Raw genomic sequence first — 25426 nt, forward strand, 5'->3', positions numbered from 1 at the left:
CGGCACTCTGGACCTTCCTTGAACCCGCTCTAATCTCAAACGGCATTCGGGGCCGTCGAAGGTCCAGACCAGGGGAGCGACCGTGACCGAAAAATGGGATGCGATCGTCATCGGGGCCGGCCATAACGGCCTGACCGCCGCGGGCTATCTCGCGAAATCCGGCAAGCGCGTGCTGGTGCTGGAGCGCCGCGAGGTCGTGGGCGGCGCCGTGCTCACCGAGGAATTCCATCCGGGCTTCCACAATTCGGCCGCGGCCTATGTGGTGAGCCTGCTGCGCCCGGAAGTGATCGAGGATCTCGGGCTCAGGCGCCACGGTTTCGAGACCTTGCGCATGGGCGGCTCCTTCGGCGCCTTTGCCGATGGCAGGTCGCTGCTCCTCACCGGCGACGAGAATGCCGACCGCGCGGAGGTCGCCCGCTTCTCGAATCGCGACTGGGACGCCATGGCGAGGCTGGGCGCGATGCTGCGCAAGGCGGGCGATCTGGTGCGCGCCGAGATGCTCGAAGAACCGCCGCGGCTCTCCGGCGGCGGGCTTGCCGATCTCCTCGGCGGCTTGCGGCTCGGCCGTGGCCTCAAGCGCTTCTCGCCGGCCGAGCGCCATCAGTTCCTGCAGCTTTTCCTGACGCCCGTGGGCACCATTCTCGAGAAATATTTCGACAGCGACGCGGTCAAGACCATGTATGCGGCGACCGCCACGGCCGGCGCCTTCGTGGCGCTCGACGAGCCGGGCTCGGCCATCAATCTGCTGCATCTGGGCATCGGCGAGGTCGAGGGCGAGCGCGGGGCCTGGCATCTGCCGAAGGGCGGCATGGGCACGGTCACGCAATCGATGGCGAAGGCCGCGCAATCCTTCGGCGCCGAGATCCGCGTCAACGCGCCGGTCGAAACCATCCTGATCGAGCAAGGCCACGCCATCGGCGTGCGTCTCAAATCCGGCGAGGACATCCGCGCCCGCGCGATTCTGTCCAATGCCGATCCCAAACGAACCTTCCTCGGTCTCGTCGGCGAGCAGAGGCTGCCGCCGGATTTCGCCGCCGGCATCCAAAGCTACCGCATGGCATCCGGCTCGTTCCGAATCAATATCGCACTCTCGGGCGTGCCGGAGTTCGCATCGCGACCGGGCCAGGAGATCGGCCCCCAGCATCGCGCTTTCATCCGAATGGTCTCGGGCTATGCCGCCTATGACGAGGCCTTTCGCGCGGCCAAGCGTGGCGAGCTGCCCGCCGATCCGATCCTCGATGCGGTGATCCCGACCGCGACCGATCCGAGCCTGGCGCCGCCGGGCTGCCATATCCTCTCGATCCTGGCGCAGCATTATCCCTATCGGCTTGCGGGCGGCCGGTCCTGGGAGCAGGCCCGGGGCGATGCGGTCGAGGGCATCCTCGCCACGACCGAGCGCTACATCCCGAATATCCGCAAGCTCGTATTGGGCTGGCGCGCCTACAGCCCTGCGGATCTCGAACGGGTGTTCGGGCTCACCGGCGGCGACGTCTATCACGGCCAGCTCGACCCCGGGCAGATCTTCTCGCTCAGGCCCCATCCCGATGCCGCGCAATACCGCACACCGGTCAAGGCGCTCTATCTCTGCGGCGCCGGCGCCCATCCGGGCGGCGGCGTGTCGGGCGCGCCCGGCCGCAATGCCGCGATGCGCGTGCTGAAGGACTGGCGGCGGCTGTGAGGCTGCGCTTCACCGAGGCGCCACCGGCCGCGCGGGAGAACAAGCCGCGCTGGAGCGACGTCCCGACCGCGGCCGTCGCTGCGCTCGAACGCGCTTTGGGCGCCAGCGTCGCCGAGGCCGAGATCGCCTGGGGCGGCTACTCGCCCTCGGCTTCGTTCCATCTGACGCTGGCCGATGGCCGGCACGCCTTTGTCAAAGGCACCCATCCCGGCCAGACGCGCGAGGGCCGGCTCTCGCTGGCGCAGGAGATCGAGAGCTATCGGGCGCTACCCGTCCTCAAAGGCCTGGCGCCCGATTATCTCGGCACGATCGAGGTCGATGCCTGGACCTTCCTCCTTCTCGAGGCCATCGAAGGTGCCCAGAAGGCGCTGCCCTGGTCCCCCGCCAAGCTTGAGCGCCTCGCGCAATCGCTGGCCGTGTTCTATGAGCGCGCGCGGGATCTGGCGATGACCTGGCAACGCCCCAACGCCTATCGCTCGCTCGCGATCGATCTGAGCGATCTCGATACCGGATGGATCGCGCTGGCGCGTTCGACCGACGCGCAAAAGGGATTCCTCTCCCTCTTCGCCGACCGGGCGGCGGCGCGGCGCTGGTTCGACCGGAGTCTGCCCCGTCTGGTCGAACTGCAGTCGGCCGCGGGCGAGCTGCTGCAGCCGGCCCCGGAGCGCGCGACGTCGCTCATTCATCTCGATCTGCGCTCGGACAATCTGCTGTTCCGTGCCGACGGCGCGCCCGTACTGCTGGACTGGTCCTATGTGACGACGGGGCCGGTCGTGCTCGACACGGTGTTCTTCGCCCCCAGCGTCGAGGGCGAAGGCGGCCTGGCCGCTTCCGAGACAGTGGCGCTGTTCGAGCGGGCGCTGGGCCTGCGCTTTCCGAAACGCGACCAGCAGATTGCGCTCGCTTTCGCCGCCGGCTATTTCGCCGACAAGGCGTATTTGCCGCCGCCACCGGGATTGCCGCGCCTGCGCTGGATCCAGCGGCTGCAGCTGGCCGTTTGCCTCGGCTGGGCGGTCGAGCTCATCGGGCTCCCCGAAGCACCGGCGATGATCGGGCAGGACGCGCCCTGATTCAGGCCCCGCCCCTTGCGGGAGGGAGCAAGGAGAGAGGCGCTGCGGCCCGGTCATGCCCTTCGTCTCCACTCTCTGCGGTCAAGGGAGAGTCTTCGCCGTTCACCGGCATGAAACGCAGCGCCATGCCGCGCGCGGTCTGCGGCGTGTCGGGAAGATAAGGCTGGCCGCCGGCAAGAGCGAAACCGCCGGTCACCGGCACCGGTCCCAGATCGAACATACCGGCCTTGGAGTCACGCGGGCCCTGGCCATCGCTCTCGGCCATGTCCGCTAGGCAGGGGCCTTTTACATGCTTGGGCCGGAAGCCGGCTTGCAGCCCGCTCTCCTGCGCCAGACCATCGACGACGCGCACGGGCGCCGACTTGCCGGGATGGAGCCATCCGCCGCTATGAGCGATGGCGGCGGTGGCGAGCAGTGAGACGACACCGATGATTGCGAGGCGCAGCAGCGCTGTGCCGACACTCGGCAGGGGTGGCCGTTCTTCATCCGGCCCGGTGCGATGGTTCTGCAACGACGATCTCCCTCGTCTCATGCCCCCTGCGTCGAAAGCCTAGCCGCGAAAACTTTGCGGCGCCGCTCACAATCCCGTGCGTGAGACCGACTGCCGCAGGGGGCCTTCTTGTCACAAGGAGGAGGCGCGGGATTGAACACCCTTGTCGTCCGGAGCGCGTATTTTGCATGTCGCTCCCGGAGAATTTTTTTACCGTCGATCCCCCCGTGGCGTTCAAAGCAGCGCGAGGCGAACCTATCGACTGAGGATGCAGGGAACAGGATCTGTCAACCCGCGCGAATTGTTACAGCGCGATGTCCGCGGCCGGCCTCACCGTCACGAGCTTGCTCCCGGCGTCGAAGCCCTCCAGGAGCGCATTATGATGCGCGATGATCTGCTCGAAGGTGAGCGCGCCCGAATCGGCGGTCATATGCGCGTCGGCAGCGAGCGTCACGTCATATCCCAGAGTGACCGCGCGCCGGCAGGTGGTGTCGACGCAATATTCGGTCATGCAGCCGGCGATGACGAGACGGCCGGTGCCGGGCTCGATCCCGCGCGCGGCGAGCTGCCGTGCCAGGTCGGTCTCGAAGAAGCTGTCGCAGCTTTTCTTATGCACGACCGCCTCGCCCGGATGCGGCGCCAGCTCGCCGCGGATGAGCCAGCCTTCGCTGCCGCCCGCGAGGCGATGGCCGGGCTCGCCGTCATGCTGCACCAGGATCACCGGCAGTCCGGCGGTACGGGCTCGCGCCTGCAAGGCGGCGATACGCGCGACCACGGTCTCGAAGGCCCGCTCCGTCTCCGCGACCCGCGCGCCCCCGACCCCGCGCAGAATCGCGTTCTGCACGTCGATGATGACCAGGGCGGTGGGAGCGGCGGCCATTTGGAGAGATCCTCCCGGGCGCGAGAGGGCTGTCTGAAGGAAAACGCGGGGAAGTCGGTGAGGTTCCCGAGCGAGGTCCCTCCCCCTACCCCCTCCCGCAAGGGGAGGGGGCTAGAAAACAAAGACCGCGCCCCGCTGTCGTAGTGGGAGAGCTGGAAAACAAGGATCACGCCCCCTCCCCTTGCGGGAGGGGGTAGGGGGAGGGGTTGGTGCAGAAAAGATTCGCGAGCGAGCGTCCGCGTCCGTTCACTCCGCCGCTTCGCTCTTCGCCGCGGCCTTCTTCGGCTGGAAGATGCAGTAGAACTTCCGCACATAGCCGTCGGTCCTGAAGTCGCTGACGGCGCCCTGTTCGATGAAGAAAGTGTCGCCGGCCTTGAAGTGGTTCACCTTCCCCTTGTCGTCGGTGATGGTGACCGCGCCCTCGAGCAGGCTCATCATCTCGTAGCGCGGAAACGGCGCCTGCTTGCGGTGATAGGCGGTCGAGTCCCACACGCCCACGCTCCACTGGCCGGTCGGATCGACGAACCAGTCATGGCCATGCTGTACCGGTTTTCCGGACAGGAGCATCTCGGCCGGGGTCGCGGGGCTCGGCTCGAGCTTGCCCTTGGGATCGGGCTTCAGCACCTTCAGCGACGTCGGATCCTTCGGCGCAGCACCGGCCGGATCGTCCCAGATCACATAGAACTTGCGGATATAGCCCGGCTGCTTCCACTGGCAGACGAGGCCCTTGGGCAGGATGAAGCTCTCGCCCGCCTTGATCGTGGTCTCGCGCCCGTTCTCCTCGACCATGGTGACCGAGCCTTCGAGCACGACCATGAACTCATGGCAGGGATAGGGCTCCATCTTGCCGGTCATGGCGGTGCAGTCCCACACGCCCGCCTTGAAGCCCAGCTTGTCGTCATTGACGTAGCTGTGACCGTTCTGATGCGGCGTGCCGCTGACCAGCGATTCCGCGGGGATTCCGCCCCAATCCTGCAGTCCCTTGCCGCCGGGTCCGTTGGCTTCGAAACGATGGATCGTGGGTCCGGACATGCTGTTTCTCCCCGAGATGGATCGCCGGGCCAGCCGGCGAATGAGGCGGCCATGCTGGCCGAGAAGCGGGCGGTTCGCAACCCCGCCGCCCGAGACCAATCCAGAGGTTGGTCCAAGGCCGTTCAGGGGATTGGAATTGAGCGGTCAGCCCGAATGGTGTCCGTCGCTTCCATGACCTCCGGCGGAATGGGTGTCAGAGCCATCGGAGCGCAGCGCAGCACCCGAGAACCCTGGCATGGTCGCTTCAGGATCCTGATCGGCACCCGTCTCACGGCGGTGCTGAAAAAAGCCCCTGACAAAGCGATCCAAGAGAGCAGCGACGATCAGGCCAGCTATAACCAGAACCAGGATTTTCATGGTGGCCTCAGATTACCACTGCCGCCCGTGCCCGTCGAATCAGGGGCACCCGCCCAACGGATAGACCGCGACCGCGCACAAAGGCTAGCCTGTCACGCGGCTGTCGCAAATTGGCGGCGGCGCCAGAAAGACATCCTGTCGTCATGGCCGTGCCACCAGCCCCACAAGAGGACGAAAACGCCACTGAGGAGCCCGCCTCGGGCGAGGCGCGCCGGCGCTGGCGTCCGAGCCTGGGCGCCGTGCTCAGCGTCACGCTGCTGCTCTCGGTACTGCTGACGGCGGCCCTGATCCATTTCTCCTGGCAGACCGTCGCGCGCGCCAATCTCAAGGACCTGGTGGGGCAGCTCAACGACAAGATCGCGGGCTCGATCCAGCAGGAGGTCGCCTCGGTCATCGCCAACGCGACCGCCGCCCAGGAAGCCTTGCGCACCATCTTCTTCCAGAATGTCATCACGCCGCAGGACGAGGCCAAGCGCGAATTCATCTTCCTCGCTTTGCTGCAATCGCAGCCGAGCCTCTCCTGGATCTCCTTCGGCTGGCCCGACGGCCATTTTTTCGGTGCCGAGAAGCTCGGCGACCAGAACATCCAGATGGTGGAAGTGACCTGGTTGCCGAAGCATCTGAGCGCGAGGCGCCGCGTCGATACCTACAGAATCATCACCGGCGATATCGAGTTCCTGCAACGCAGCTTCACCGCGGACGCGTTCGACGCCTCGCAGCAGCCCTGGTATCAGCGCGCCATGGCCACCGACCAGCCTGTCTGGAGCGACATCAGCCTGTTCCCGACGGAAACCAAGCCCGCGATCGCCATCTCGAGCCAGCTCAAGGTGTTCGACAGGTTCCAGGGTGTGATCTGCGTGGCGATCGAGCTGGAACGGCTGTCGAAATTCCTGGCTGGCATCCAGGTGGCACGCAGCGGCACCGTCGCGATCGTCGATGCTCGCGGCCGGATCGTGGCGGCGCCCGAGCTCGCGGACAAAAGCGACGAGACAGCCGCGACCGACGCCTCGACCACCGTCATGAACGACGCGCTGCGCGACAAGCTCAACCAGGTCGCCATGGAGGCGCTGCATCATTTCGGCATGCAGCTGGGCCAGATCCACGGGACCATGTCCTGGGACTATCGCTCGACGGTCGACCGGGACGACTATTTCGTCACCTTCACGCCGTTGGGCTTCAATGGCTGGCTGGTCGCGACCGTGATCCCGGCCTCGGACTTCCTGGCCGAGGTCGAGCGCAACACGCGCCGGCTGGCCTGGATCATCGGCTTCTTCACGCTCTTCATGGCGGCCGGCGCCATCTGGTTCGCGCGCAGCGCGATCGCGCGGCCCCTGCGCCGCGTCACCGCCGAGCTCCGCCATATCGAGAATTTCGAGCTGCACCGGGTGCAGCGCAGGAACTCCTTCCTCTCCGAGATCGACCGGCTCTCGGGTGCGCTCGTCCATATGGCCTCGGGCCTCGCTTCCTTCCAGAAATATGTGCCGACCGAGCTGGTGCGCCGCCTGCTGAAACAGGGCATCGAGGCCAAGCCCGGCGGCACCCATCTGCCGATCTCGGTGATGTTCACCGATCTCGCCGGCTTCACGGCCCTGTCCGAGAAGCTGGGCGACGCAGTGGTGCCGGTGCTGGCGGAATATCTCAGCCGCATGTCGCCGATCATCGCCGAGGGCCGCGGCACCATCGACAAATTCATCGGCGACGCGATCATGGCGCTCTGGGGCGCGCCGGAGCCCAATCCCGACCATGCGCTCGATGCCTGCCGCGTGGCGCTGGCCTGCCAGCAGGCCCTGGCGACCCTGGGCCTCGAGGCCCAGGCGCAAGGCCGCGTCCCGCTCCGGATGCGGGTCGGCATCAACAGCGGCAACATCCTGGTCGGCAATATCGGTTCGGAGGAGCGGCTCAACTACACCGCGATCGGCGATCCGGTGAATGTCGCCTCGAGGCTCGAGGCCCTCAACAAACGCTATGAGACCGCGATCCTGATCGGCGAGGAGACGCGCCGCCAGGCGGGCGACGGCATCCTCGTGCGCCGCCTCGACCGGGTCGCGGTCTATGGCAAGGAAGAGGGCATCGCCATCTATGAGCTGATCGGGCTGCCGGCCGAGCGCGCCCAGCTCGGGTCGCTGGGCTGGATCGCGCTCTACGAGCAGGGCCTCGATCTCTATGCGCAGCGGAAATTCGCCGAGGCCATCGACGCCTTCAAGGCCGCCGACCGGGAATGCCCGGACGGCGACCCGCCGTCACGCCTCTTCATCGAGCGCGCAAAAGCCTTCATGATCGTGCCGCCGCCGCCCAACTGGATGGCGGTCACGGTCCTGGCCGAGAAATAGCAACCACCCGACGGGTATCATGAACGGAAACGCATTGTTCGCGAGCGGCTACAAGCAGCAATCCTATTGGTGGGAGGCGGCCCCGCCGGCCTCGTTGCCCGATGCCAAGCCGCCGGCCTCGGTCGATCTGGCCATCGTCGGCTCTGGCTATACGGGGCTCTCGGCGGCGCTGGTGGCCGCGCGCGGCGGCCGCTCGGTCGTGGTGCTCGATTCCGAGGTCGCCGGCTTCGGCTGCTCGACCCGCAATGGCGGCCAGGTCTCGACCTCGATCAAGCCCGACTACGCGACCCTGACCCAACGTCATGGCGCGGCGCAGGCGCTCGAGATCCGGCGCGAGGGCATCCGCGCGCTGGACTTCATCGCCGACCTCATCGAGCGCGAGAAGATCGACTGCGACTGGGAGATCAATGGCCGGTTCCATGCCGCGCATAACCCGCGCCAATATGAGGCGATGGCACAGCATCTGGGCCATCAGGCCCTGGGCCAGGAAGTGCCCTACCAGATGGTGCCACGCGCCGAGCAGCGTCGCGAGATCGGCTCCGACCGTTATTTCGGTGGCGCTGTGTTCCCGCGCCACGCGCAGCTTCACCCCGCGCGCTATCATGCCGGGCTGCTGGCGCGGGTGCGCGAGGCCGGCGCCACCGTGATCGACCGCACCAAGGTCGATTCCGTCGAGCGCGGCTCTCAGGCCTTCACCGTCAAGACCGCGCGCGGCGATGTCCGGGCGCGCGATGTGCTGATCGCGAGCAACGGCTATACCGGGCCCGGCACACCCTGGTTCCGCCGCCGCGTGATTCCGATCGGCAGCTACATCATCGCGACCGAGCCGCTCGAGCCGTCGCTGGCGCTGGGCCTCAATCCGAATGCGCGCTCGCTCTCGGATTCACGCAAGCTCGTGTTCTATTACCGGCTCTCGCCCGACAAGCGGCGCATGCTGTTCGGCGGCCGCGTCGCCTATAACGAGACCGACGCCAATGTGAGCGCGCCGCGCCTGCACAAGGCGATGTGCGATATCTATCCGCAGCTCCAGAGCGCCAAGATCAGCCACAGCTGGTACGGCTTCGTCGCCTACACCTTCGACACCATGCCGCATATGGGCAAGCAGGACGGGCTCTGGTACGCGATGGGCTATTGCGGCTCCGGCGTCTCGCTCGCGACTTATTTCGGCACGAGGATCGGCCAGCAGATCCTGGGCCAGAAGGAGGGGGCGACCGCCATCGACGGCATCAGCTTCCCGACCCGGCCGCTCTATACGGGTTGGCCCTGGTTCCTGGCGCCCTCGATCTTCTATTACCGCGTAAGGGACCGGTTGCCGATCTAGGCCCCCTGTCATGCCCGGACTTGATCCGGGCATCCAGGCTTGACTGCCCCTGGATCGCCGGGTCAAGCCCGGCGATGACATGAAAGCAAAATGATCGGGGAAAGCCTCCGTTCACATTTCCGCCCTGGCAACCGCCGACATTTCTCCTATGTAAGACGAAGGGTCCCCTCCCCCTACCCCCTCCCGCAAGGGGAGGGGGCGTGATGTATTTTTCATCGAGTCCTCCCCCATGTTCGATGCCGTGCCCATTCATGTCTGGCTGATCGAGAGCGGCTTGCAGAACCGGCCAGTGCTGGCGCTGTTCGAGGAGCTGTGCCGGCGCCTTGCGGCGACGCCGCTCCGGATCGAGCGCGCGCATCTGTCGGTGGCGCTGCTGCATCCCTCCTTGCGCGGCTTCAGCCATACCTGGACGCGCAAGACCGATGCGGTCGAGACGCAGTTCTTCACCCGCGGCATGGACGACACGCAAGGCTGGAAGGTGAGCCCCTTCAAACATGTGCTGGAGAACCGGCTGCCGAATCTGCGCCGGCGCCTCACCGGCAACCAGGCACAGCTCGACTTCCCGGTGCTGACCGAGTTCCGCGACCAGGGGCTGACCGACTGGCTCTGCTGCCTGCACAGTTTCAATCCCGAGACGGGGCTGCCCTGGTCGCAGATGACGGGCATGATCACGAGTTGGGCGACGGGCGCGCCCGCGGGCTTCACCGACGAGGATATCCTGCTGCTCGAGGAGCTGATGGGAACGACGGCCCTGGTCGTCAAGGCCGACACCCAGCAGCAGATCGCGCGCAACCTGCTCGCGACCTATGTCGGCGGCAACTCGGTCGAGCGGGTGCTGGCGGGCGAGATCACGCGCGGCGGCGTGCAGCGTATCGAGGCCGCGATCCTGTTCGCGGATCTGCGCGGCTTCACCGCCTTCTCCGACACCACGCCGATCGAGGAGACGCTGACGCTGCTGAACGCGGCCTTCGACGCCATGGGCGCGCCCGTCACGCGCGAAGGCGGGCATATCCTCAAATTCCTCGGCGACGGGCTGATGGCGATCTTCCCCTCGGAGGACAATGCGGGGGGCGCCTGCCTGCGGGCGCTCGCGGCGGCCGAGGCCGGGCAGGAAGCCATGGCGCTGCTCAATGAGACGCGCGCGGCCGAGGGGCTGCCGGTGCTGGGGCTCGATCTGGCGCTCCATCACGGCGAGGTGCTCTACGGCAATGTCGGCACCACCGACCGTCTCGACTTCACCGTGGTCGGCCCCGCCGTCAACGAGGCCTCGCGCATCGAAACCCTGTGCAAGCGGCTCGAGCGCCCCGTGCTGCTCTCGGAAAGCTTCGCCACGGCGCTGGGCGACCATCCCGGCTTGTGCGAGCTCGGCACGCATGAGCTGGCAGGACTCGCACGGCCGCGAAGGATTTTCGGGATCGGTGGTTAGAAGCGCCGCTTCGCGAAAGAGAACACCCCCACCCGCATTCTCTGTCACGCCCGGATCCCCGGGGCTGGCCCGAGGACAAGCTTGAGGCGGGCATTCAGCCCTACCGGCCCCTGGATCGCCGGGTCGGGCCCGGCGATGACAGGAAAAAGGCGCGGCCGCTTCTAGCGCCGCTCCTGGAAGAACCGCTTCAGCAGCGCCCCCGCCTCGCGCTCGGCGATGCCGCCATAGACTTCGGGGCGGTGATGGCAGGTCGGTTGCGTGAAGATCCGCGCGCCATGCTCGACGCCGCCACCCTTGGGATCGTAGGCGCCGAAATAGAGCCGCCGGATGCGCGCGAAGGCGATCGCCTGGGCGCACATGGCGCAGGGCTCGAGCGTGACGTAGAGATCGCAGGTCTCGAGCCGCGGCGTGCCGAGCGCCTTGGTGCCGGCTCGGATCACGAGGAGCTCGGCATGGGCGGTCGGATCCGCATCGGTCTCGACCCGATTGCCGGACTTGGCCAGCACGGCGCCCGTCGCGCTGTTGACCAGCACCGCCCCGATCGGCACCTCGCCGCGCGCGGCCGCGGCCGCGGCTTCCGCCAGCGCCTGGGTCATCGGTTCGGGCTTGATGTCGGTGAAGGCCATGGGCGGGAGAAAGGCCCGGCGAGCCCTGGTCTGTCAAGACGGGCGAAGGAGGGGTAGATTGTGGTCGCTCTCAGAAATCATGAGTGCGTCATGACCCAGCCCGATCGGCCCGACATCGTCGTCTTCCCGCCGCTCATTCCATTGGCGGTGCTGGTGATCGGGCTGCTGCTGCAATGGCTGTTGCCTTTGGGAGGGCTGATCCAGATTCCGGTTCAGCCGCGCATCGTCATCGGCGCCGTCGGTTTCGCGGTCGGGGTGACGCTCATCGTCATCGCCAATCGCCATTTCCAGCGGATCGGCACCAACACGCGGCCGACCCTGCCCGCGCTGGCGATCGCGACCGACGGCATCTTCGCGCATCTGCGCAACCCGATGTATGTCGGCGGCATCCTGGCGCTCATCGGGATCGCGCTGGGTTTCGCGCTCGACTGGGTTCTGCTGCTCACGCTGGCCAGCCTGCCCCTGCTCCATTACGGCATCGTGCGGCGCGAGGAGACCTATCTCGAGGCCAAGTTCGGCGAGCCCTACCGCCGCTACCGGGGGGCCGTGCCGCGCTATGGGTGGAAGCGCTGAACGGAAGCGCCGGCCCAACAGGGTTAACGCGTCCCGGATCAACGCCTTACCACCCCGGCCGCCTGAGGGGGCTGGCGCCCGCCCCCAATCGGCCTATTCTATCCCCATGGTGGGTCGCGGGTTTTACGTCCGACGGCCGTATCAAGACCGCAAGACCATCAGGGGCCTGATCGTCTCAAGCCTTGGCTCGAGACGTGAATCAGCCTCCCATCTTGCGGGAAGAGGGCAAGATTCACGGCCCGCCTGAGCGGGTCCGACCTTGCTCTCGGCCGTCCACGGCGCGCGACCCCCCGGATCAACCGTTCGGGAGGACGCCATGACTGAAGCCATCCGCAATCCCGTCGAATGGAGCGTGGACCAGATGAAGAATCTGGGCCATGCGCTGGGCGAAGCCGGCCACGCCATCGGCCATACCAAGACGACGCTGCATTCGCCGGCCCCCACCCTGCATCGCATCCGCACGAGCGAGCTCAAGGATGTGATCCGCAAGGGTTTCGCCGATTACGGCGCCTATCGCACCGACGTGATCGCACTCTGCGTGTTCTACCCGGTGGTCGGCCTGCTGCTGGCGCGCGCGGTCTATGGCCATGCCATGCTGCCGCTGCTGTTTCCGCTGGCCTCGGGCTTCGCCCTCATCGGCCCGTTCGCGGCACTCGGTCTCTATGAGATGAGCCGCGAGCGCGAGCGGGGCGTGCAGGCGAGCTGGGCCAACGCCTTCGCGGTGCTGAAAGCGCCCGCGATCGGCCCGATCCTGCTGCTGGGGCTGGGCCTCGTCCTCCTGTTCCTCGTCTGGCTTGCCGTCGCCTGGCTCCTCTACGCCGTGACGCTGGGGCCCGCGGTGCCGGTCTCGATCGGCGCCTTCGCCCGCGACCTCTTCACCACCGGCGCCGGCTGGGCGCTCATCATCGTCGGCTGCGGGGTGGGATTCCTCTTCGCGCTCCTCGCCATGTCGATCAGCGTCATCTCCTTCCCGCTGCTGCTCGACAAGGATGTCGGGCTCGACACCGCGGTGAAGACCTCGATCCGCGCGGTCAGAATGAATCCGGGCCCGATGGCGGCCTGGGGCCTGATCGTCGCGGGCGGGCTGGTGCTCGGCTCGATCCCGCTCTTCCTCGGCCTGATCGTGGTGATGCCGGTGCTGGGCCACGCGACCTGGCATCTCTATCGCAGGCTGGTCGCGGGCTAGCTTGCTGTTGCCGATGGCGGCCGGGCGGCCGAGGATTTCCTCGACGCGCGGCGGTTGAGCCGCGAGCCCGTGTTGTGTCGAGGGTCAGGACCATGCCATGGCGAAGGCTGGCCCCTCCGAAGAGACTCTTGCGAGGAACCGTAAAGCCTCGCGGCCGCTCCGGTTGCGCGCGATTTCACCCGGGAGCCTCGCGCAAATCCTGACGGCGCACCGTCTCTATCTCGAGACGAACCGGAAGCAGGGTGCACGCGCCGATCTCGGCGCGACCGACCTCACGGGGCATAATTTTTCAAGCCAGAGCCTCCGGCGGATCAAGCTGGACCATGCGCGCCTGCGGGACGCCGACTTCGAAGAGGCCGATCTGCAGCAGGCCAATCTGATCGGTGCCGATCTGAGAGGCGCCTGGCTGATAAGGGCCGATCTCGGGCGTGGGCGGCTCTCCGGTGCCAACCTGGAGGCGGCAAACCTCAAGGAGGCGGTTCTCGCCGGCGCCGAATTGGAGTTTGCCGCGATGACGAGGGCCGTGTTGCGGCGAGCGGATCTGCACGGTGCCGACATGAGCGGGATCACCCTCGATTGTGCCGACCTGCGCGAGGCCGATCTGCGCGAGGCGAACCTGCGCGGCGCCAGCCTTCGGCATGCGCGTTTGGATCGCGCGGATCTCCGGGCGGCCCGGCTCGGCGGCGCCTTCCTGAACGGCGCGTCGTTGTGGGAGGCCGATCTCCGCGGCGCCTATCTTCGTGTGGCGCGGCTCGACGGCGCCGACCTGTCGGCGGCAGATCTGCGAAATGCAGAAGGCTTGACCCGCGCCCAGCTCGCCGCGGCTCTGTCCCTGACCGACGCTCGACTGCCGGCGGAGCTGTCGGCAGAGGAATAGAAAATGGCCGACGAAACGCATCTCGCCGCGCTGAAGCAAGGCGTGGATTGCTGGAACCGGTGGCGGTCGGCACAGGCGATTGCCAAGCCCGACCTCTCGAACGCGAGCTTGCGCGGTCTGGGTCTCGCCGGGGCGGACCTTTCCGGGGGCGATCTTCGCGAGACGGACCTGCGCGGCACGATTCTCACCGGCGCGTTATTGATCGGCGCCAATCTCGCGGGCGCCAACCTCTTCAAGGCCGTCCTCGACGGCGCCGATCTTTCCGGTGCCAATCTCATCGGCGCCCGGTTCCTCAATGGCGCGCAGCTCATGGCCGCACGGAATTGGCAATCGACTTTCCGGGATCCCGATCTTGCCTGCGGCGGCGCCATTCCTCCGATGTCGGACCGATCGTGAGCGGCGAGCCGCCGCTTCCCTCAATCGCTCCTATGAGCACCATGACCCGACAACCAGGGCAAAGATTTCAGAATGCGGATGTGCTGCGGATGTTCCCCACCTTCCTATGGAAGGCGGAGCTCCGGCCCGAGATCTACGAGCCGCTCAATGATTCGATCCTGCAGGCGCTCGGCCAGATGGGAGCGCCGCTCTATGACCTCAAGCCCACGGAGAGCTGGCAGTCGGATCATGGGCTGCAGGAGCGGGACGGGTTCCGGGAACTCGTGGATTGCGTCAACGAGGCTGCGGCGAGTGCCCTCGCCTATCTCAAGGTCGGTCACGAGAGCGCCAAGATCACGGGATGCTGGGCCAACCTGAACGCGTCGGGCGCCGGGCACCGCTTGCACAACCATCCGAACAATTACCTGAGCGGTGTCTATTATGTGCGGACGCACCCCGGGGCCGACAGCATCAATTTCCTCGATCCGAGACCGCAAACCGCGATCATCCGCCCGCCGGTCACGGAACTGACGGCCGAGAACACCGAGCAGGTCGTCGTCACGGTCAAGGACGGTCTGCTGCTGCTGTTTCCCGCCTGGCTGCAGCATGCGGTCGATCCCAACCGCAGCCATCGCATGCGCATCAGCATCGGATTCAACATCATGTTCCCCGCCTATGCCGAGCGAATGGCGCGGCCGTCATGGGTGCCGGGAAGACGCCCACCGGTCTGATTAGCGGCGCCGGCGGGCTGGTGCTGGGCTCGATCCCGCTCTTCCTCGGCTTGATCGTGGTGATGCCGGTGCCGGGCGACGCGACCTGGCATCTCTATCGCAGGCTGGTCGCGGGCTGGGGCGCTGCTACGTCTGCCCCGTCACTCTTTCTGATAATGGCCCGGGATCCAGATCGATTGGTGATTGCCGGTGTAAATCCAGCGGCCATTGGACCCGATCGATTCGTCATTGGACGGCTCGACATAGTGGCCGGGGACCCAGGTGTAATCCTGGCCTTCCCGGTGCCAGTGGCCGAATTCCCAGACGGCCTGATCGCCGGCACCCTCGGGCGGCGGCGGAATGAGTTCCTGCTCGGCGGGCGGCGGCGGTTCGGCGGGCGTGAAGGTCCAGCCCGGCGTCTTCACATCCGGGCTGCAGGCTGCGAGCAGCAGCGACAGCAGCGCCAGCGCGCGGCCATGCTGTGGCCAGGAAGAAAGAAGGACGCGCGACATCAGCCGACACATATCGACCTCCTTCCTCGCCGGCCGGTGTCTCTCCGCTTCAGCAGAGGACCTGGCGCGATCCCGCACGCGCGAAGCCGCCGAGGCCTGGAATCTGGTCCCATTCGTCAAATCGCGGCAATGATCTAGATTAAGGCCGCGACAGTTGTTGGGGTTCCAACCTGCTTTGCCCGAACCCGTCATGGTGAGGCCGCGCGGCCTCGAATCTCCATCGCAAGCGAGGTGTGGGATAAGCGCTGCAAACCGCACGTTGTTGGCCGTTCGTTCAATCTCGGCAACCAACGGCGCTCCGCATCGGAGGGGGTGAACCGACGATTAGGACAAGGTCTTCACCCTATCGCGCCATCGCTCGCCTGCAGAGGAGCGGGATTGCCCGCAACGCGACGTGAACCTGGCATCGCGAACGATGAACAAAATTGGTCACTGCAAATATTAGTGGATATTTCCCGGACCCAGGTCTCATGGTTGAGCCGCCGCCTGTGAAACTGATCCAAGCCATGAGGAATCAGAAAAATGAACAGCGCAAAGAGCAAGAAGGGTGGATTCTCCTTAAAGGCCTATCGCGGCGACGCGAAGACGCTTCTCGCCTTCGACCTTCAGGATAAGAGAAGCGCGAAGAACCTGGCCGGATTCACGATCCTGTGTCAGCCGAAGGGCCGCCCCTCCTTCTACATCCACAACAATCTGCGATTCGAAAAACCGGGCCAGCATGCTCAAGATCCGAAGGAGCCGGAAAATTCGAGCATCAACGCGCCGATCCACAAATTTCGCTGGGTACATGTGCCGGGTTCCGTGCATCAGGGCATCAGCCCCTTCCTCGGGGAATATACCTACACGGCAACGCCCAGATTTTTCGATGACAGCGGATCCCTTCAGCCGCTGGACCCCAATCTCGGGGCGTCGGTCGTCATCGACGTCAAGGGATTCGAGAAGAAAGGCCTGGAACTCGGATTCACCCGTGGCTACACGCAGTCACAGGCGTTCGTGAATCATTTCGGCAAGGACGCTCGTATCCAGCCCAACGACAAAGAGCTGGTTTTCGATACATCGCAGGAATCCGGCGTCAACGCGATGGGTGAGCATTTCACTTTCGAAGACGAGTATGCGTGGCTGGGTTTCACGGCCCGGGAGAAGATTTTCGGGCTGTTGAACGAGGTTTTTGACAGCAAGAGTTTGCGCGTCGACGTCTTCGCCTATGACCTCAAAGAGCCCGACATCATCAAAATCCTGTTGAAGCTCGCCAGGCAGGGGCGCGTCCGGATTATCCTGGACAATGCCGCCCTGCATCACAGCAAGTCGAAGGCGATCCCCGAAGACGAATTCGAAACGCTGTTCACGAAGGCAGCAGGGAAGGCGCAGCTCCTGAAGCGCGGGCATTTCGGTCGCTATGCCCACGACAAAGTCCTGATCGTTCGTCCCAAGGGCAATGGCGCTGCCAAGAAGGTACTGACGGGCTCGAGCAACTTCGCCGTCACCGGGCTCTATGTGAACTCCAATCACGTTCTTGTCTTCAATGACGGACAGATCGCGCAGACCTATGCCGACATGTTCGATGAATGCTGGAACGACGACGCCAAAAGACCGGGCTTTCTGAAATCCAAGTGGTCTTCCCAGACCTTCAGCTTCTCGTCGGCGAAGACGCCCAAGACAACGATCACTTTTTCACCCCATGATCCGGCATTCGCCGATTCCATTCTGCAGGGGATTGCCAAGCGCATCGCGCAGGAAGGCCGCAAGTCGAAATCGGTGGGAAGCGTCCTGTTCGCCGTCATGCAGATCGATAAAGGCAAAAGCCCCGTCTACACGGCCCTCAACGATATCCACAAGGAACAGAGCATTTTCAGTTATGGGATATCGGATAGCCCGCTTGGCATTGCGCTCTATCCCGTCGGCAAGAAGACGGGGGTTCTCGTCACCGGGAAGCCCATCAACACGATTCTGCCGGCGCCGTTCAATCAGGTGCCCAATGTCGGCGGCATCGGCCATCAGGTTCATCACAAGTTCGTCGTATGCGGCTTCAACGGCCCCGATCCGGTCGTGTATTGCGGCTCCTCCAACCTGGCGCAGGGCGGCGAGGAGTTGAACGGCGACAATCTGCTCGCCATCCATGACGCCGACATCGCGACGGTCTTCGCCATCGAGGCGCTGACGCTCGTGGATCATTTCGATTTCTTGGATCGAAGCGCCACGGGTCCCAAATCCGCCAAGAAAAAAACCCCCAATGCCTCGAAGCAGCAAGCGGCGATCGATAAGGGATGGTTCCTGTCGACGAGCGGCAAATGGGCTGAGAAATATTTTGACCCGGCAGACCTCCATTCTGTCGATCGACAACTCTTCGGCTGAAGCTGGCGGGCCGGTGCTTACGCTGGTCGCGGGATAGGCCGCAACGCCCGAGGTTCTCCCTGGCTGCCCGTTCAGCCGCGGGCAGTCAACGCCGCTTGGCGCCAAATGACAATTTTATTGACCTTGTCTCTCCTATCATCCGGCCCGGAATTTCATCCGATAGGAAAAAGGGCATTGACCATGAAGACATCGCGACGCGCCGCCATGATCGGCGGCCTGGGATTATTGGCGGGCGCAGCACTGACCCGCCCGGCCCGTGCCGAGTTCGGCGAGTTGGGAGGGATCGGCGAGGGCCTGGAGGATTTCTGGCTGGCGACCGACGCCTATATCTTCGGCTATCCGCTCGTCACCATGGAAATGACCCGGCGCGTCCTCACCAATGTGGTGGCGCCCGAGGGAACCCATGCGCCGATGGGTCAGATCATCAAGCTGCGCCAATATCCGGACGCGAGCTTCAAGGACGTCACGGCGCCCAACGCCGACACGCTCTACACCACCGCCTTCTTCGATGTCGGCGAGGAGCCCTGGGTGCTCAGCATCCCCGATATGAAGGGCCGCTATGCGCTGATGCCGATGCTCGACGGCTGGACCGACGTGTTCCAGGTCCCCGGCAAGCGGACCACGGGCACGGGCGCGCAGACCTATGCGATCACCGGGCCGGGCTGGACCGGCACGCTGCCGGCCGGCGTCAAGCAGTACAAGTCGCCGACCAGCATCGTCTGGCTGCTGGGCCGCATCTATTGCACCGGCACGTCGGAGGATTATGCCGCCGTGCATGCGCTGCAGGACGAGTTCAAGCTGGTCCCGCTGAGTTCCTACGGGAAGGATTACACGCCGCCGGCGGGAACGGTCGATCCTTCCATCGACATGAAGATGGCCGTGCGCGAGCAGGTCAACGCGATGGATGCGGACGCCTATTTCACGCTGCTCGCGCAACTGATGAAGCGCAATCCGCCGGCGGCCGCGGATGCGCCCGAGCTCGCCCGCTATGCGAAGATCGGTCTCGTCGCCGGCCAGGATTTCGACCCCAGCAAGCTCGATGCCGATTTCAAGAAGCGCATCCCCGAGATCGCCTTCGACCGGATCATGCTACAGTTCAAGGTCAACAAGGGCATCACCAAGATCAATGGCTGGGGCTATACGACCAAGGGCGGCGTCTACGGAACGAACTATCTGCTCCGCGCCCTCGTCACTGCGATCGGGCTGGGCTGCAACCGGCCGCAGGATGCGATCTATCCGGTCTCGCAGAAGGACGCCGCGGGCGGCGCCTATGACGGCGCCCACAAATATGTGATCCATTTCCCCAAGGGCCAGACGCCGCCCGCCAAGGGCTTCTGGTCGATCACGATGTACAACAAGGACTACTTCTTCGTCGCCAACCCGATCAACCGCTACTCGATCAGCGCCCGACAGGACCTGAAGAAGAACGCCGACGGATCGGTCGACCTCTATCTGCAGAACGAATCGCCCGGCGCCGACAAGGAATCCAACTGGCTGCCGGCGCCGCCGGACGAGTTCATCCTGATGATGCGGCTCTATTGGCCGAGCGAGAAGGACCCCTCGATCATCGATGGCAGCTGGAAGGTTCCGCCGGTCAAGAAGGTCGGCTGAGCGCAGGCATCAAACAACGCCGGGTCAGTTCCAGTGACCCGGCGTCCAGGTCCAGAACAGGCTACCGTCATAGACCCACTTCCCGGGAACCCAGGTCGAGTGCTGATAGGGGCGCTCGATATAGTGGCCGGGGATCCAGCTGTAGGTCTCGCCGTCCCAATGCCAATGGCCGAAGTCCCAGGTGAAGTAGCCGGGCGGTCCGTTGGGCGGCGGCGGGATCACCTCCTCCTGCAGCGGCGGCGGCTCCGTCTTCGACATGATAGTCGTGTCGGGCGGCGGCAAGGAACCACCCGGCATCGGCGTGCCGGCATTACAGGCGACGAGCAGCAGCAGCGGCAGAAGCAGGATGAGACTGCGGCCCGCGCGCGCAGGCGAGAATGAGCGTTGCATCGTGAAACTCCTTGCCGGCGGCGGGATTCGCGAATGCGGGAATTAACCGCTGTTCGTGGAATCGACGCCATAATCTAGATTAAGGCGATGGCGGTTTTGGGAATAGTCTTGAGACTGGATCCCGACGGAAGAGGATGATCATGGCGAAGACGCACGGATTTTGGATCGCGGCGCTGTTCCTGCTGCCGACCGTCGCGCTCGCGGCGGAGACGCCCGACGAAAGCCAGCCCGTCAGGGCTAGGTCCATTCTCGCCGACCAGGTTCGCGAGCAGGGCCATGCCTGCAGCAATGCGATCGAGGCCCATCGCGATCCCGAACTGTCGCGGCCCGACATGCCGGTCTGGATTCTCTCCTGCAGCAATGCGACCTACCGGATCAGCGTGCGCCCCGACATGGCGGCCCGGATCGAGACCATCCGCCCATAACCCTCAGCCCCGACGCCCGCTGCGGCTGGCGGCGGAGAGCGGCCGGACCTAAGCTTCCTGCCGATCGCCAGCCAAAGGGGTCCCTCATGGACGCGCGGGTTCTGCTGTTCGATATCGGCGGCACGGTGTTCGACTGGAACAGCGCCATCGTCGAGACGCTCGACCGGATCCTGTCCCGCGACAGCAAGCCGGTGCTCGACCGGCAGGCCTTTGCCTTCGCCTGCCGCGAAGGCTTCCTCGCGATGATGAGCGACGTGATTCGCGGCGAGCGGCCCTGGATGACGGCCGACCAGATCTTCGCCGCGGTCATGGCCGAGCAGGAGGCGCGGCACGGGTTGACGGCGCTCTCGGCGCGCGACCGGCGTGATCTCGATCTGTGCTGGCGGCGCATGCCGGCCTGGCCCGGGGCCCGCGAGGCGATCGCGGCGCTGCGGCAGAATCATGTGGTCGTGCCGTTGACGATCCTGAGCTGGAACATGGCGGTCGGCTCGTCGCGGCGCAACGGCATCGCCTGGGACAGCATTCTTTCCTGCGACATTCTCGGGCTCTATAAGCCCGACCCGCGCTGCTATGCGCGCGCGGTCGAGATCCTTGCCTGCGCGCCGCAGGAGATCATGATGGTGGCGGCTCATCCCAGCGATCTACGCGCCGGCATGGTGGCAGGCTTCCGCGCCGCCTACGTCATGCCCCGCCTTCAGGACCCGGGCGAGGACTACAGCGACACGGGCTTCGAGGCCGAGTTCGACCTGGTGGCGCGCGATTTTTCGGACCTGGCGAAGCAGCTGGCCTGAGCCGCGATCCGGCGCCCTGCCGGCTGCGCCGCCCTCATCGCCAATAGCCGGGCCTATAGGTCTGGTTGCCCTGAGCGTCGTTGCCCCATTGTCCCGGCACCCAGATCGGCGCCTGGTTGGGGTCGTTGCTCTGCTGGCCGGGCTGCCAGCGGAAATGGTTGTCTTCCTTCTGCCAGCTCCCGAAATTCGAGATACCGGCCGTGGGCGGACGCGCGGGCGCGGGCGGCGGGGCCATGCTCTGCGGCGCCGGGGCCGGCTGATAGGGCCTGACCACGAAATCGTCGCCCAGCGCCAGCCCGGCGCTGCCGGCCAGGGCCAGCAGTGGCAGGACAAACCTGAGCCCGCGAAGGGCCCGGGACCTTGTTACGAACGCGGCGATGGCGGCCTCCACCTTGTCGGCCGGAATTGCGACATTTCCGGCCCGAATACCCCCTTGGATAGATGCGGAGGCCGGCGGGCTCCCTCAAGAGCGCCCCGGCACACAACGTCGTGACCCCGGAATCCGCTCGGGCGCCCGCCCTGGCCCGCGATCCGCCTGGGCCTGGCCTCCCCGTCGCCCCGCCACCAGCAAGGAACGATCCGCTGTCATAAACCGGTTCGCCGAGGCTCTCAGGCCGGCGCTTTCATCAATCCAATGGTTGTGAAACTCTGTTCATAAACATCCTGGATTTGGCGGACCGCTCCCGCCTCATCTCGAATATTCCTCTAGGTCACCCTGCGCGCTATGGTTAGGGCGGCATTCGTACGGTCGGTTTCAAACAAAGGTCGTCGGGCGAACGAGTTCCGCGCATGCCGCCGCCCGGACACGACCGAAACAAAAATTCGTAATGACGGGGAGAACGTGACCATGGAGACCAAACGCGATATCGAGAAATTCATCGACGAGATCAAATATGGGCGCATGACGCGCCGCAAATTCGCCCGCGCCATGGCCTCGGTGGGCCTGGCGGTGGCGATCATGCCGACGGGACGCACCAGAGCGCTCGCCGATGACAGCGTGCCGACCGTCTTCACCTGGAGCGGCTATGACGCTCCCGAGATGCACGGGGAGTTCGACAAGAAGTACGGCAAGGCGCCCAACTTCTCGATCTGGGGCGACGAGGAGGAAGCGGAGTCGAAGATGCGCTCGGGCTTCCATCCCGACATGGTCATGCCCTGTTCCTACAAGGTCAACAAGTGGAACGACCTGGGCTTCCTGAAGCCGATCGACACCTCGCGACTCGAGCATTGGCCCGAGATCATTCCGGCGCTCGACAACGTGCCGGACACGGTCATCGGCGGCAAACGCATGTGGGTCCCCGCCTGGTGGGGCCTCACCTCCGTGACCTTCCGCACCGACCTCGCGCCTGAGTATGTGCCGGCCGACAAGCACACCTGGGGCATCCTCTGGGACGAGAAATACAAGGGCCGGCTCTCCATGATCGACAGCCTGATCGACGGCGTCATGGCGGCGGCGATCTATTCGGGCGCCAAGGATCCGTTCAACATGACGGATGCCGAGGTGGCGAAACTCAAGGAGCTCATGATCAAGCAGCGTCCGCTGCTGCGCTTCTACACCAACGACAATACCGGCTGGCAGCAGGCGCTCGCCAGCGGCGAGCTGGTGGCCGCGGATTCCTGGAACGACACCATCCTCAATCTCTCCAAGCAGGGCATTCCCTCCGCGTTCATGATCCCCAAGGAAGGGCCCATGACCTGGACCTGCGGCGTCGCCATGACGAGCTGGGTGAAGCCGGAGATGGAGAACATGATCTACGACCTGATCAACGCCTATCTCAGCGTCGATACGGGCATCTACTGGGTCAACACCTTCGGCATGGGCCACTCCAACAAGAACGTTTATTCGCATATCACGGCCGACGAGCTCGTCAAGCGTGGCCTGACGCCGGGCGACATCGACGCCTACATCAAGGCGGGCCATTTCCAGGCCACGATCAAGAACGAGCCGGCGCTTCAGTCCATGTATGAGGAGGTCAAGGCCGGCATCTGACGGTCATGGCGCAAACACATCCGGCGGCCTTGGTGCCGCCGGATGATCGCCGCACCGAGATGGGAATCGCCCGTTCCATTTGACGCCCGGGGAGACGCGCCACGATGGTCAGCGCATCCGAGACCCTGCCTTCCCATGCGATGCCGCCACTGCCCACCGGGCAGCGGTTGCGCGCCTGGCTCTATCGCAACGAAGCCGTCCGCGGCTACCTGCTGCTGTCGCCGACTCTGCTGGTGATGGTGGGGCTGATGGTCCTGCCGCTGCTCGGCATGTTCGCGATGTCCTTCTTCACCCAGAAATATGTGACGATCGACTACAGCTTCACGCTCGACAATTACTGGACGATCTTCGAGCCCTCCTCCACGCCCGCCTATTTCCTCGGCATTCCCTTCTATCTCCACAAGCCGATCTATCTGCTGCTGCTGTTCAAGTCGATCCTGATCTCGCTGGCCTCGACGGCCGCCGTCGTGCTGCTGGCCTATCCGATGGCCTACTTCCTCGCCTTCCGGGTCACCAAGCACAAGATGGCCTGGCTGATCCTGATCACGGTGCCGTTCTGGACCAGCTATCTGCTCCGCGTCTTCGCCTGGAAGATCATCCTGGGATATAACGGCGTCATCAATTCGGGGCTGGTCAGCCTGGGGCTGATCGACCAGCCGCTCGAGTTCCTGCTCTACAACCCCTTCTCGGTCATCATCACGCTGGCCCATGCCTGGGCCGCGGTCGCGATCCTGCCGATCTATGTCTCGCTCGAGAAGATCGACCGCTCGCTGCTCGAGGCGGCGACCGATCTCGGCGACAGCCGGCTGGAGCGTTTCCTGCGCATCACCCTGCCGCTCTCGCTCCCCGGCACCATCGCCGCCAGCCTGCTGGTCTTCATCCCGACGGTCGGCGACTACATCACGCCGACCCTGGTCGGTGGCACCAACGGCATCATGATCGGCAATGTGGTCCAGTCGCTCTTCAGCAAGGGCAACAACGCGCCGCTCGCCGCCGCCGTCTCGGTGGTGTCGATGATGACGATCACGATCATGGTCTGCATCTTCCTCTGGTCGGTCGGCCGCTCCCGCATGACCCGCCGGGAGATCTGAAGCGATGATGAAGCGCAATGCCAGCACCGATCCGATGATCGGCTATGCCATCTTCTATCTGGTCTTCCTCTACGGGCCGGTGCTGCTGCTGCCGTTGTTTTCCTTCAACGACAGCATCTTCGTCGCCTTTCCGCTGAAGGGCTTCACCTTCCAGTGGTACGTCGCGATGGCGAACAATGACGCGCTGATCCACGCGCTCGCCAACAGCCTCAAGGTGGGAGTCTCGGCGTCGGTCATCAGCACGATCCTCGGCATCCTCGCGGCCAAGGCCATGACCCGCTATCGCCTGCCCGGACGCGGGCCGGTGAGCGGCCTGATCCTGCTGCCGCTGGTCATTCCCAGCATCATCCTCGGCATCGCGCTCCTGGTGCTGGCGCTCAATGTCTTCAAGATCGATCCGTCGCTCTACACCATCATCGCGGGCCATGTGCTGATCTGCGTGCCCTTCGCCATGCTGGTGATGATGTCCCGGCTCGAGGGCTTCGACAAAAACCTGGAAGAGGCCTCGGCCGATCTCGGCGAGAACGGGTGGCAGACCTTCTGGCGCGTCACCTTCCCGCTCGCCATGCCCGGGATCGTGGCGAGCCTGCTGCTCTGCTTCACCACCTCCTTCGACGAGTTCCTGCTGGCCTTCTTCCTTGCCGGCAACGAGGCGACGCTGCCGCTCTTCATCTTCAGCCAGCTGCGCCTGCCCAACCAGCTGCCCAGCGTGCTGGCGCTGGGATCCTGCATATTGGGCGTCTCTTTCCTCGTCGTGTTCCTGTCCGAGCGGACGCGGCGGGTCGGCCTGCAGAAGAAGCCGGCGGCAACCGCCGAGGCGACATCCTGAGCAGGGGCCGCGCGACGCAGGGACGGAGCCGCCGCTCCGTCACGGCCGCGCTCGCCGTTCTCGCCATCTCCCTTTACGCGTTCGCCGCGGCGGCCGACACGGCTTCGACGACCATCCGCATCGCCCTGCGCGATCCGGCCGGGAGCGCGCCGGAGAGCGCCGCCACGATCGGCTTCGAGGCCGAGCTGGCGAAGGATCTCTGCTCCCGCATGGCGGCGCAGTGCGAGTTCGTCTCCGGCAAGGGAGAGGCCAGCGTCGCGGCGCTGCTGGCGCGGCGCACCGACGCGCTGATGGCCTGGCTGCCCGTGACCCAGGCCCAGAAACAGACGATCGATTTCAGCGCGGCCTATGCCCTCGAGCGGCATGGGCTGGTCGTGCCCGATCCGGGGCCGCTCGCGGACCTGCCCGGCAAGGGCAAGGTTCTGTCGCTGACCGCGACCCCGCAGGATGCGCAGGCGGCCATCGCCACGCTGCGCGGGACCCTCGCCGGGAATACCGTGGGCG

General features: G+C 65.3%; 26 protein-coding genes. 18 read left to right on the forward strand and 8 right to left on the reverse strand.

Annotated features, from left to right (window positions below; translation table 11 throughout):
- The first annotated feature begins 82 nt into the window (after positions 1 to 82).
- Positions 83 to 1678, forward strand: a complete 1596-nt coding sequence (locus ACREE8_RS21960; RefSeq protein WP_431575152.1) for a phytoene desaturase family protein — start codon at positions 83 to 85, stop codon at positions 1676 to 1678.
- Positions 1675 to 2748: a phosphotransferase gene (locus ACREE8_RS21965; protein WP_431575153.1), complete on the forward strand. Its 1074-nt coding sequence runs from the start codon at positions 1675 to 1677 to the stop codon at positions 2746 to 2748. The genes ACREE8_RS21960 and ACREE8_RS21965 overlap by 4 nt, the downstream gene beginning before the upstream one ends.
- A 1-nt stretch (position 2749) precedes the next feature.
- Here ACREE8_RS21965 and ACREE8_RS21970 read toward each other — a convergent pair whose 3' ends face one another.
- The 3 genes from ACREE8_RS21970 to ACREE8_RS21980 all read right to left on the reverse strand — a co-directional run bounded on the left by ACREE8_RS21970 (position 2750) and on the right by ACREE8_RS21980 (position 5150).
- Positions 2750 to 3259: a hypothetical protein gene (locus ACREE8_RS21970; RefSeq protein WP_431575154.1), complete on the reverse strand. Its 510-nt coding sequence runs from the start codon at positions 3257 to 3259 to the stop codon at positions 2750 to 2752.
- Positions 3260 to 3542: 283 nt separating this feature from the next.
- Positions 3543 to 4118 carry a cysteine hydrolase family protein gene (locus tag ACREE8_RS21975; RefSeq protein WP_431575155.1) on the reverse strand — a complete coding sequence of 192 codons (576 nt, stop codon included), beginning with the start codon at positions 4116 to 4118 and terminating at the stop codon, positions 3543 to 3545.
- Between the two features lie 246 nt (positions 4119 to 4364).
- The gene (locus ACREE8_RS21980) at positions 4365 to 5150 is read right to left on the reverse strand and encodes a cupin domain-containing protein (protein WP_431575156.1); all 786 of its coding nucleotides are present in this window, start codon (positions 5148 to 5150) and stop codon (positions 4365 to 4367) included.
- 500 nt (positions 5151 to 5650) lie between these two features.
- On the opposite strand from ACREE8_RS21980, the gene ACREE8_RS21985 reads away from it, so the two are divergent.
- From ACREE8_RS21985 to ACREE8_RS21995, 3 genes are all read left to right on the forward strand, one after another.
- A complete protein-coding gene (locus ACREE8_RS21985) occupies positions 5651 to 7837 on the forward strand; it encodes an adenylate/guanylate cyclase domain-containing protein (protein ID WP_431575157.1) in 2187 nt (728 codons plus the stop codon).
- A gap of 19 nt (positions 7838 to 7856) precedes the next feature.
- On the forward strand, positions 7857 to 9158 hold the full coding sequence (locus ACREE8_RS21990; protein WP_431575158.1) for an NAD(P)/FAD-dependent oxidoreductase: 1302 nt from the start codon (positions 7857 to 7859) through the stop codon (positions 9156 to 9158).
- Positions 9159 to 9387: 229 nt separating this feature from the next.
- Entirely contained in the window at positions 9388 to 10584 is a 1197-nt protein-coding gene (locus ACREE8_RS21995) for an adenylate/guanylate cyclase domain-containing protein (protein ID WP_431575159.1), read from the forward strand.
- A 161-nt stretch (positions 10585 to 10745) separates the two neighbouring features.
- On the opposite strand, the gene ACREE8_RS22000 is transcribed toward ACREE8_RS21995, so the two are convergent.
- Entirely contained in the window at positions 10746 to 11210 is a 465-nt protein-coding gene (locus ACREE8_RS22000; protein WP_431575160.1) for a nucleoside deaminase, read from the reverse strand.
- A 90-nt stretch (positions 11211 to 11300) separates the two neighbouring features.
- Here ACREE8_RS22000 and ACREE8_RS22005 point away from each other — a divergent pair, with 90 nt between their 5' ends.
- From ACREE8_RS22005 to ACREE8_RS22025, 5 genes are all read left to right on the forward strand, one after another.
- On the forward strand, positions 11301 to 11783 hold the full coding sequence (locus tag ACREE8_RS22005; protein ID WP_431575161.1) for a methyltransferase family protein: 483 nt from the start codon (positions 11301 to 11303) through the stop codon (positions 11781 to 11783).
- A 316-nt stretch (positions 11784 to 12099) separates the two neighbouring features.
- Positions 12100 to 12969 (forward strand): DUF2189 domain-containing protein, encoded by an 870-nt coding sequence (locus tag ACREE8_RS22010; protein ID WP_431575162.1) that lies wholly within the window; start codon positions 12100 to 12102, stop codon positions 12967 to 12969.
- 97 nt (positions 12970 to 13066) lie between these two features.
- The gene (locus ACREE8_RS22015; protein WP_431575163.1) at positions 13067 to 13846 is read left to right on the forward strand and encodes a pentapeptide repeat-containing protein; all 780 of its coding nucleotides are present in this window, start codon (positions 13067 to 13069) and stop codon (positions 13844 to 13846) included.
- A gap of 3 nt (positions 13847 to 13849) precedes the next feature.
- Positions 13850 to 14242, forward strand: a complete 393-nt coding sequence (locus tag ACREE8_RS22020; RefSeq protein WP_431575164.1) for a pentapeptide repeat-containing protein — start codon at positions 13850 to 13852, stop codon at positions 14240 to 14242.
- Between the two features lie 89 nt (positions 14243 to 14331).
- Positions 14332 to 14952: a 2OG-Fe(II) oxygenase family protein gene (locus ACREE8_RS22025; protein ID WP_431575165.1), complete on the forward strand. Its 621-nt coding sequence runs from the start codon at positions 14332 to 14334 to the stop codon at positions 14950 to 14952.
- Positions 14953 to 15092: 140 nt separating this feature from the next.
- Here ACREE8_RS22025 and ACREE8_RS22030 read toward each other — a convergent pair whose 3' ends face one another.
- Positions 15093 to 15455, reverse strand: a complete 363-nt coding sequence (locus tag ACREE8_RS22030) for a hypothetical protein (protein WP_431575166.1) — start codon at positions 15453 to 15455, stop codon at positions 15093 to 15095.
- 510 nt (positions 15456 to 15965) lie between these two features.
- Between ACREE8_RS22030 and ACREE8_RS22035 the strand changes: the two genes are divergently transcribed.
- Together ACREE8_RS22035 and ACREE8_RS22040 are read left to right on the forward strand one after the other, a co-directional pair.
- A complete protein-coding gene (locus ACREE8_RS22035) occupies positions 15966 to 17795 on the forward strand; it encodes a phospholipase D-like domain-containing protein (protein WP_431575167.1) in 1830 nt (609 codons plus the stop codon).
- 180 nt (positions 17796 to 17975) lie between these two features.
- The gene (locus ACREE8_RS22040) at positions 17976 to 19406 is read left to right on the forward strand and encodes a DUF1254 domain-containing protein (RefSeq protein ID WP_431575168.1); all 1431 of its coding nucleotides are present in this window, start codon (positions 17976 to 17978) and stop codon (positions 19404 to 19406) included.
- A gap of 24 nt (positions 19407 to 19430) precedes the next feature.
- Here ACREE8_RS22040 and ACREE8_RS22045 read toward each other — a convergent pair whose 3' ends face one another.
- Complete coding sequence (locus tag ACREE8_RS22045) at positions 19431 to 19796, reverse strand: hypothetical protein (protein WP_431575169.1); 366 nt, start codon at positions 19794 to 19796, stop codon at positions 19431 to 19433.
- 140 nt (positions 19797 to 19936) lie between these two features.
- On the opposite strand from ACREE8_RS22045, the gene ACREE8_RS22050 reads away from it, so the two are divergent.
- Both ACREE8_RS22050 and ACREE8_RS22055 read left to right on the forward strand, forming a co-directional pair.
- Complete coding sequence (locus tag ACREE8_RS22050) at positions 19937 to 20221, forward strand: hypothetical protein (RefSeq protein WP_431575170.1); 285 nt, start codon at positions 19937 to 19939, stop codon at positions 20219 to 20221.
- 86 nt (positions 20222 to 20307) lie between these two features.
- Complete coding sequence (locus ACREE8_RS22055; RefSeq protein WP_431575171.1) at positions 20308 to 21012, forward strand: HAD-IA family hydrolase; 705 nt, start codon at positions 20308 to 20310, stop codon at positions 21010 to 21012.
- A 34-nt stretch (positions 21013 to 21046) separates the two neighbouring features.
- Here ACREE8_RS22055 and ACREE8_RS22060 read toward each other — a convergent pair whose 3' ends face one another.
- Positions 21047 to 21403 carry a hypothetical protein gene (locus ACREE8_RS22060; RefSeq protein WP_431575172.1) on the reverse strand — a complete coding sequence of 119 codons (357 nt, stop codon included), beginning with the start codon at positions 21401 to 21403 and terminating at the stop codon, positions 21047 to 21049.
- 456 nt (positions 21404 to 21859) lie between these two features.
- Between ACREE8_RS22060 and ACREE8_RS22065 the strand changes: the two genes are divergently transcribed.
- From ACREE8_RS22065 to ACREE8_RS22075, 3 genes are all read left to right on the forward strand, one after another.
- Positions 21860 to 23002: an ABC transporter substrate-binding protein gene (locus ACREE8_RS22065; RefSeq protein ID WP_431575173.1), complete on the forward strand. Its 1143-nt coding sequence runs from the start codon at positions 21860 to 21862 to the stop codon at positions 23000 to 23002.
- 104 nt (positions 23003 to 23106) lie between these two features.
- Positions 23107 to 24093: an ABC transporter permease gene (locus ACREE8_RS22070; protein WP_431575174.1), complete on the forward strand. Its 987-nt coding sequence runs from the start codon at positions 23107 to 23109 to the stop codon at positions 24091 to 24093.
- Between the two features lie 4 nt (positions 24094 to 24097).
- Positions 24098 to 24922: an ABC transporter permease gene (locus tag ACREE8_RS22075; protein WP_431575175.1), complete on the forward strand. Its 825-nt coding sequence runs from the start codon at positions 24098 to 24100 to the stop codon at positions 24920 to 24922.
- Between the two features lie 73 nt (positions 24923 to 24995).
- On the opposite strand, the gene ACREE8_RS22080 is transcribed toward ACREE8_RS22075, so the two are convergent.
- The gene (locus ACREE8_RS22080) at positions 24996 to 25133 is read right to left on the reverse strand and encodes a hypothetical protein (protein ID WP_431575177.1); all 138 of its coding nucleotides are present in this window, start codon (positions 25131 to 25133) and stop codon (positions 24996 to 24998) included.
- On the opposite strand from ACREE8_RS22080, the gene ACREE8_RS22085 reads away from it, so the two are divergent.
- Positions 25108 to 25426: transporter substrate-binding domain-containing protein (locus ACREE8_RS22085; RefSeq protein ID WP_431575176.1), on the forward strand; the 319-nt coding region annotated here is incomplete at its 3' end. The genes ACREE8_RS22080 and ACREE8_RS22085 overlap by 26 nt on opposite strands.

This window comes from Hypericibacter sp. (assembly GCF_050729195.1).
GTDB lineage: Bacteria > Pseudomonadota > Alphaproteobacteria > Dongiales > Dongiaceae > Hypericibacter.

Coding starts and splice junctions, on each gene's coding strand:
- ACREE8_RS21975 (WP_431575155.1), bottom strand. CDS start 4,118: ATGGCCGCCGCTCCCACCGCCCTGGTCATCATCGACGTGCAGAACGCG.
- ACREE8_RS21980 (WP_431575156.1), bottom strand. CDS start 5,150: ATGTCCGGACCCACGATCCATCGTTTCGAAGCCAACGGACCCGGCGGC.
- ACREE8_RS21985 (WP_431575157.1), top strand. CDS start 5,651: ATGGCCGTGCCACCAGCCCCACAAGAGGACGAAAACGCCACTGAGGAG.
- ACREE8_RS21990 (WP_431575158.1), top strand. CDS start 7,857: ATGAACGGAAACGCATTGTTCGCGAGCGGCTACAAGCAGCAATCCTAT.
- ACREE8_RS21995 (WP_431575159.1), top strand. CDS start 9,388: ATGTTCGATGCCGTGCCCATTCATGTCTGGCTGATCGAGAGCGGCTTG.
- ACREE8_RS22000 (WP_431575160.1), bottom strand. CDS start 11,210: ATGGCCTTCACCGACATCAAGCCCGAACCGATGACCCAGGCGCTGGCG.
- ACREE8_RS22005 (WP_431575161.1), top strand. CDS start 11,301: ATGACCCAGCCCGATCGGCCCGACATCGTCGTCTTCCCGCCGCTCATT.
- ACREE8_RS22010 (WP_431575162.1), top strand. CDS start 12,100: ATGACTGAAGCCATCCGCAATCCCGTCGAATGGAGCGTGGACCAGATG.
- ACREE8_RS22015 (WP_431575163.1), top strand. CDS start 13,067: ATGGCGAAGGCTGGCCCCTCCGAAGAGACTCTTGCGAGGAACCGTAAA.
- ACREE8_RS22020 (WP_431575164.1), top strand. CDS start 13,850: ATGGCCGACGAAACGCATCTCGCCGCGCTGAAGCAAGGCGTGGATTGC.
- ACREE8_RS22025 (WP_431575165.1), top strand. CDS start 14,332: ATGTTCCCCACCTTCCTATGGAAGGCGGAGCTCCGGCCCGAGATCTAC.
- ACREE8_RS22030 (WP_431575166.1), bottom strand. CDS start 15,455: ATGTGTCGGCTGATGTCGCGCGTCCTTCTTTCTTCCTGGCCACAGCAT.
- ACREE8_RS22035 (WP_431575167.1), top strand. CDS start 15,966: ATGAACAGCGCAAAGAGCAAGAAGGGTGGATTCTCCTTAAAGGCCTAT.
- ACREE8_RS22040 (WP_431575168.1), top strand. CDS start 17,976: ATGAAGACATCGCGACGCGCCGCCATGATCGGCGGCCTGGGATTATTG.
- ACREE8_RS22045 (WP_431575169.1), bottom strand. CDS start 19,796: ATGCAACGCTCATTCTCGCCTGCGCGCGCGGGCCGCAGTCTCATCCTG.
- ACREE8_RS22050 (WP_431575170.1), top strand. CDS start 19,937: ATGGCGAAGACGCACGGATTTTGGATCGCGGCGCTGTTCCTGCTGCCG.
- ACREE8_RS22055 (WP_431575171.1), top strand. CDS start 20,308: ATGGACGCGCGGGTTCTGCTGTTCGATATCGGCGGCACGGTGTTCGAC.
- ACREE8_RS22065 (WP_431575173.1), top strand. CDS start 21,860: ATGGAGACCAAACGCGATATCGAGAAATTCATCGACGAGATCAAATAT.
- ACREE8_RS22070 (WP_431575174.1), top strand. CDS start 23,107: ATGGTCAGCGCATCCGAGACCCTGCCTTCCCATGCGATGCCGCCACTG.
- ACREE8_RS22075 (WP_431575175.1), top strand. CDS start 24,098: ATGATGAAGCGCAATGCCAGCACCGATCCGATGATCGGCTATGCCATC.
- ACREE8_RS22080 (WP_431575177.1), bottom strand. CDS start 25,133: ATGCGGGAGCAGAGATCCTTCGCCAGCTCGGCCTCGAAGCCGATCGTG.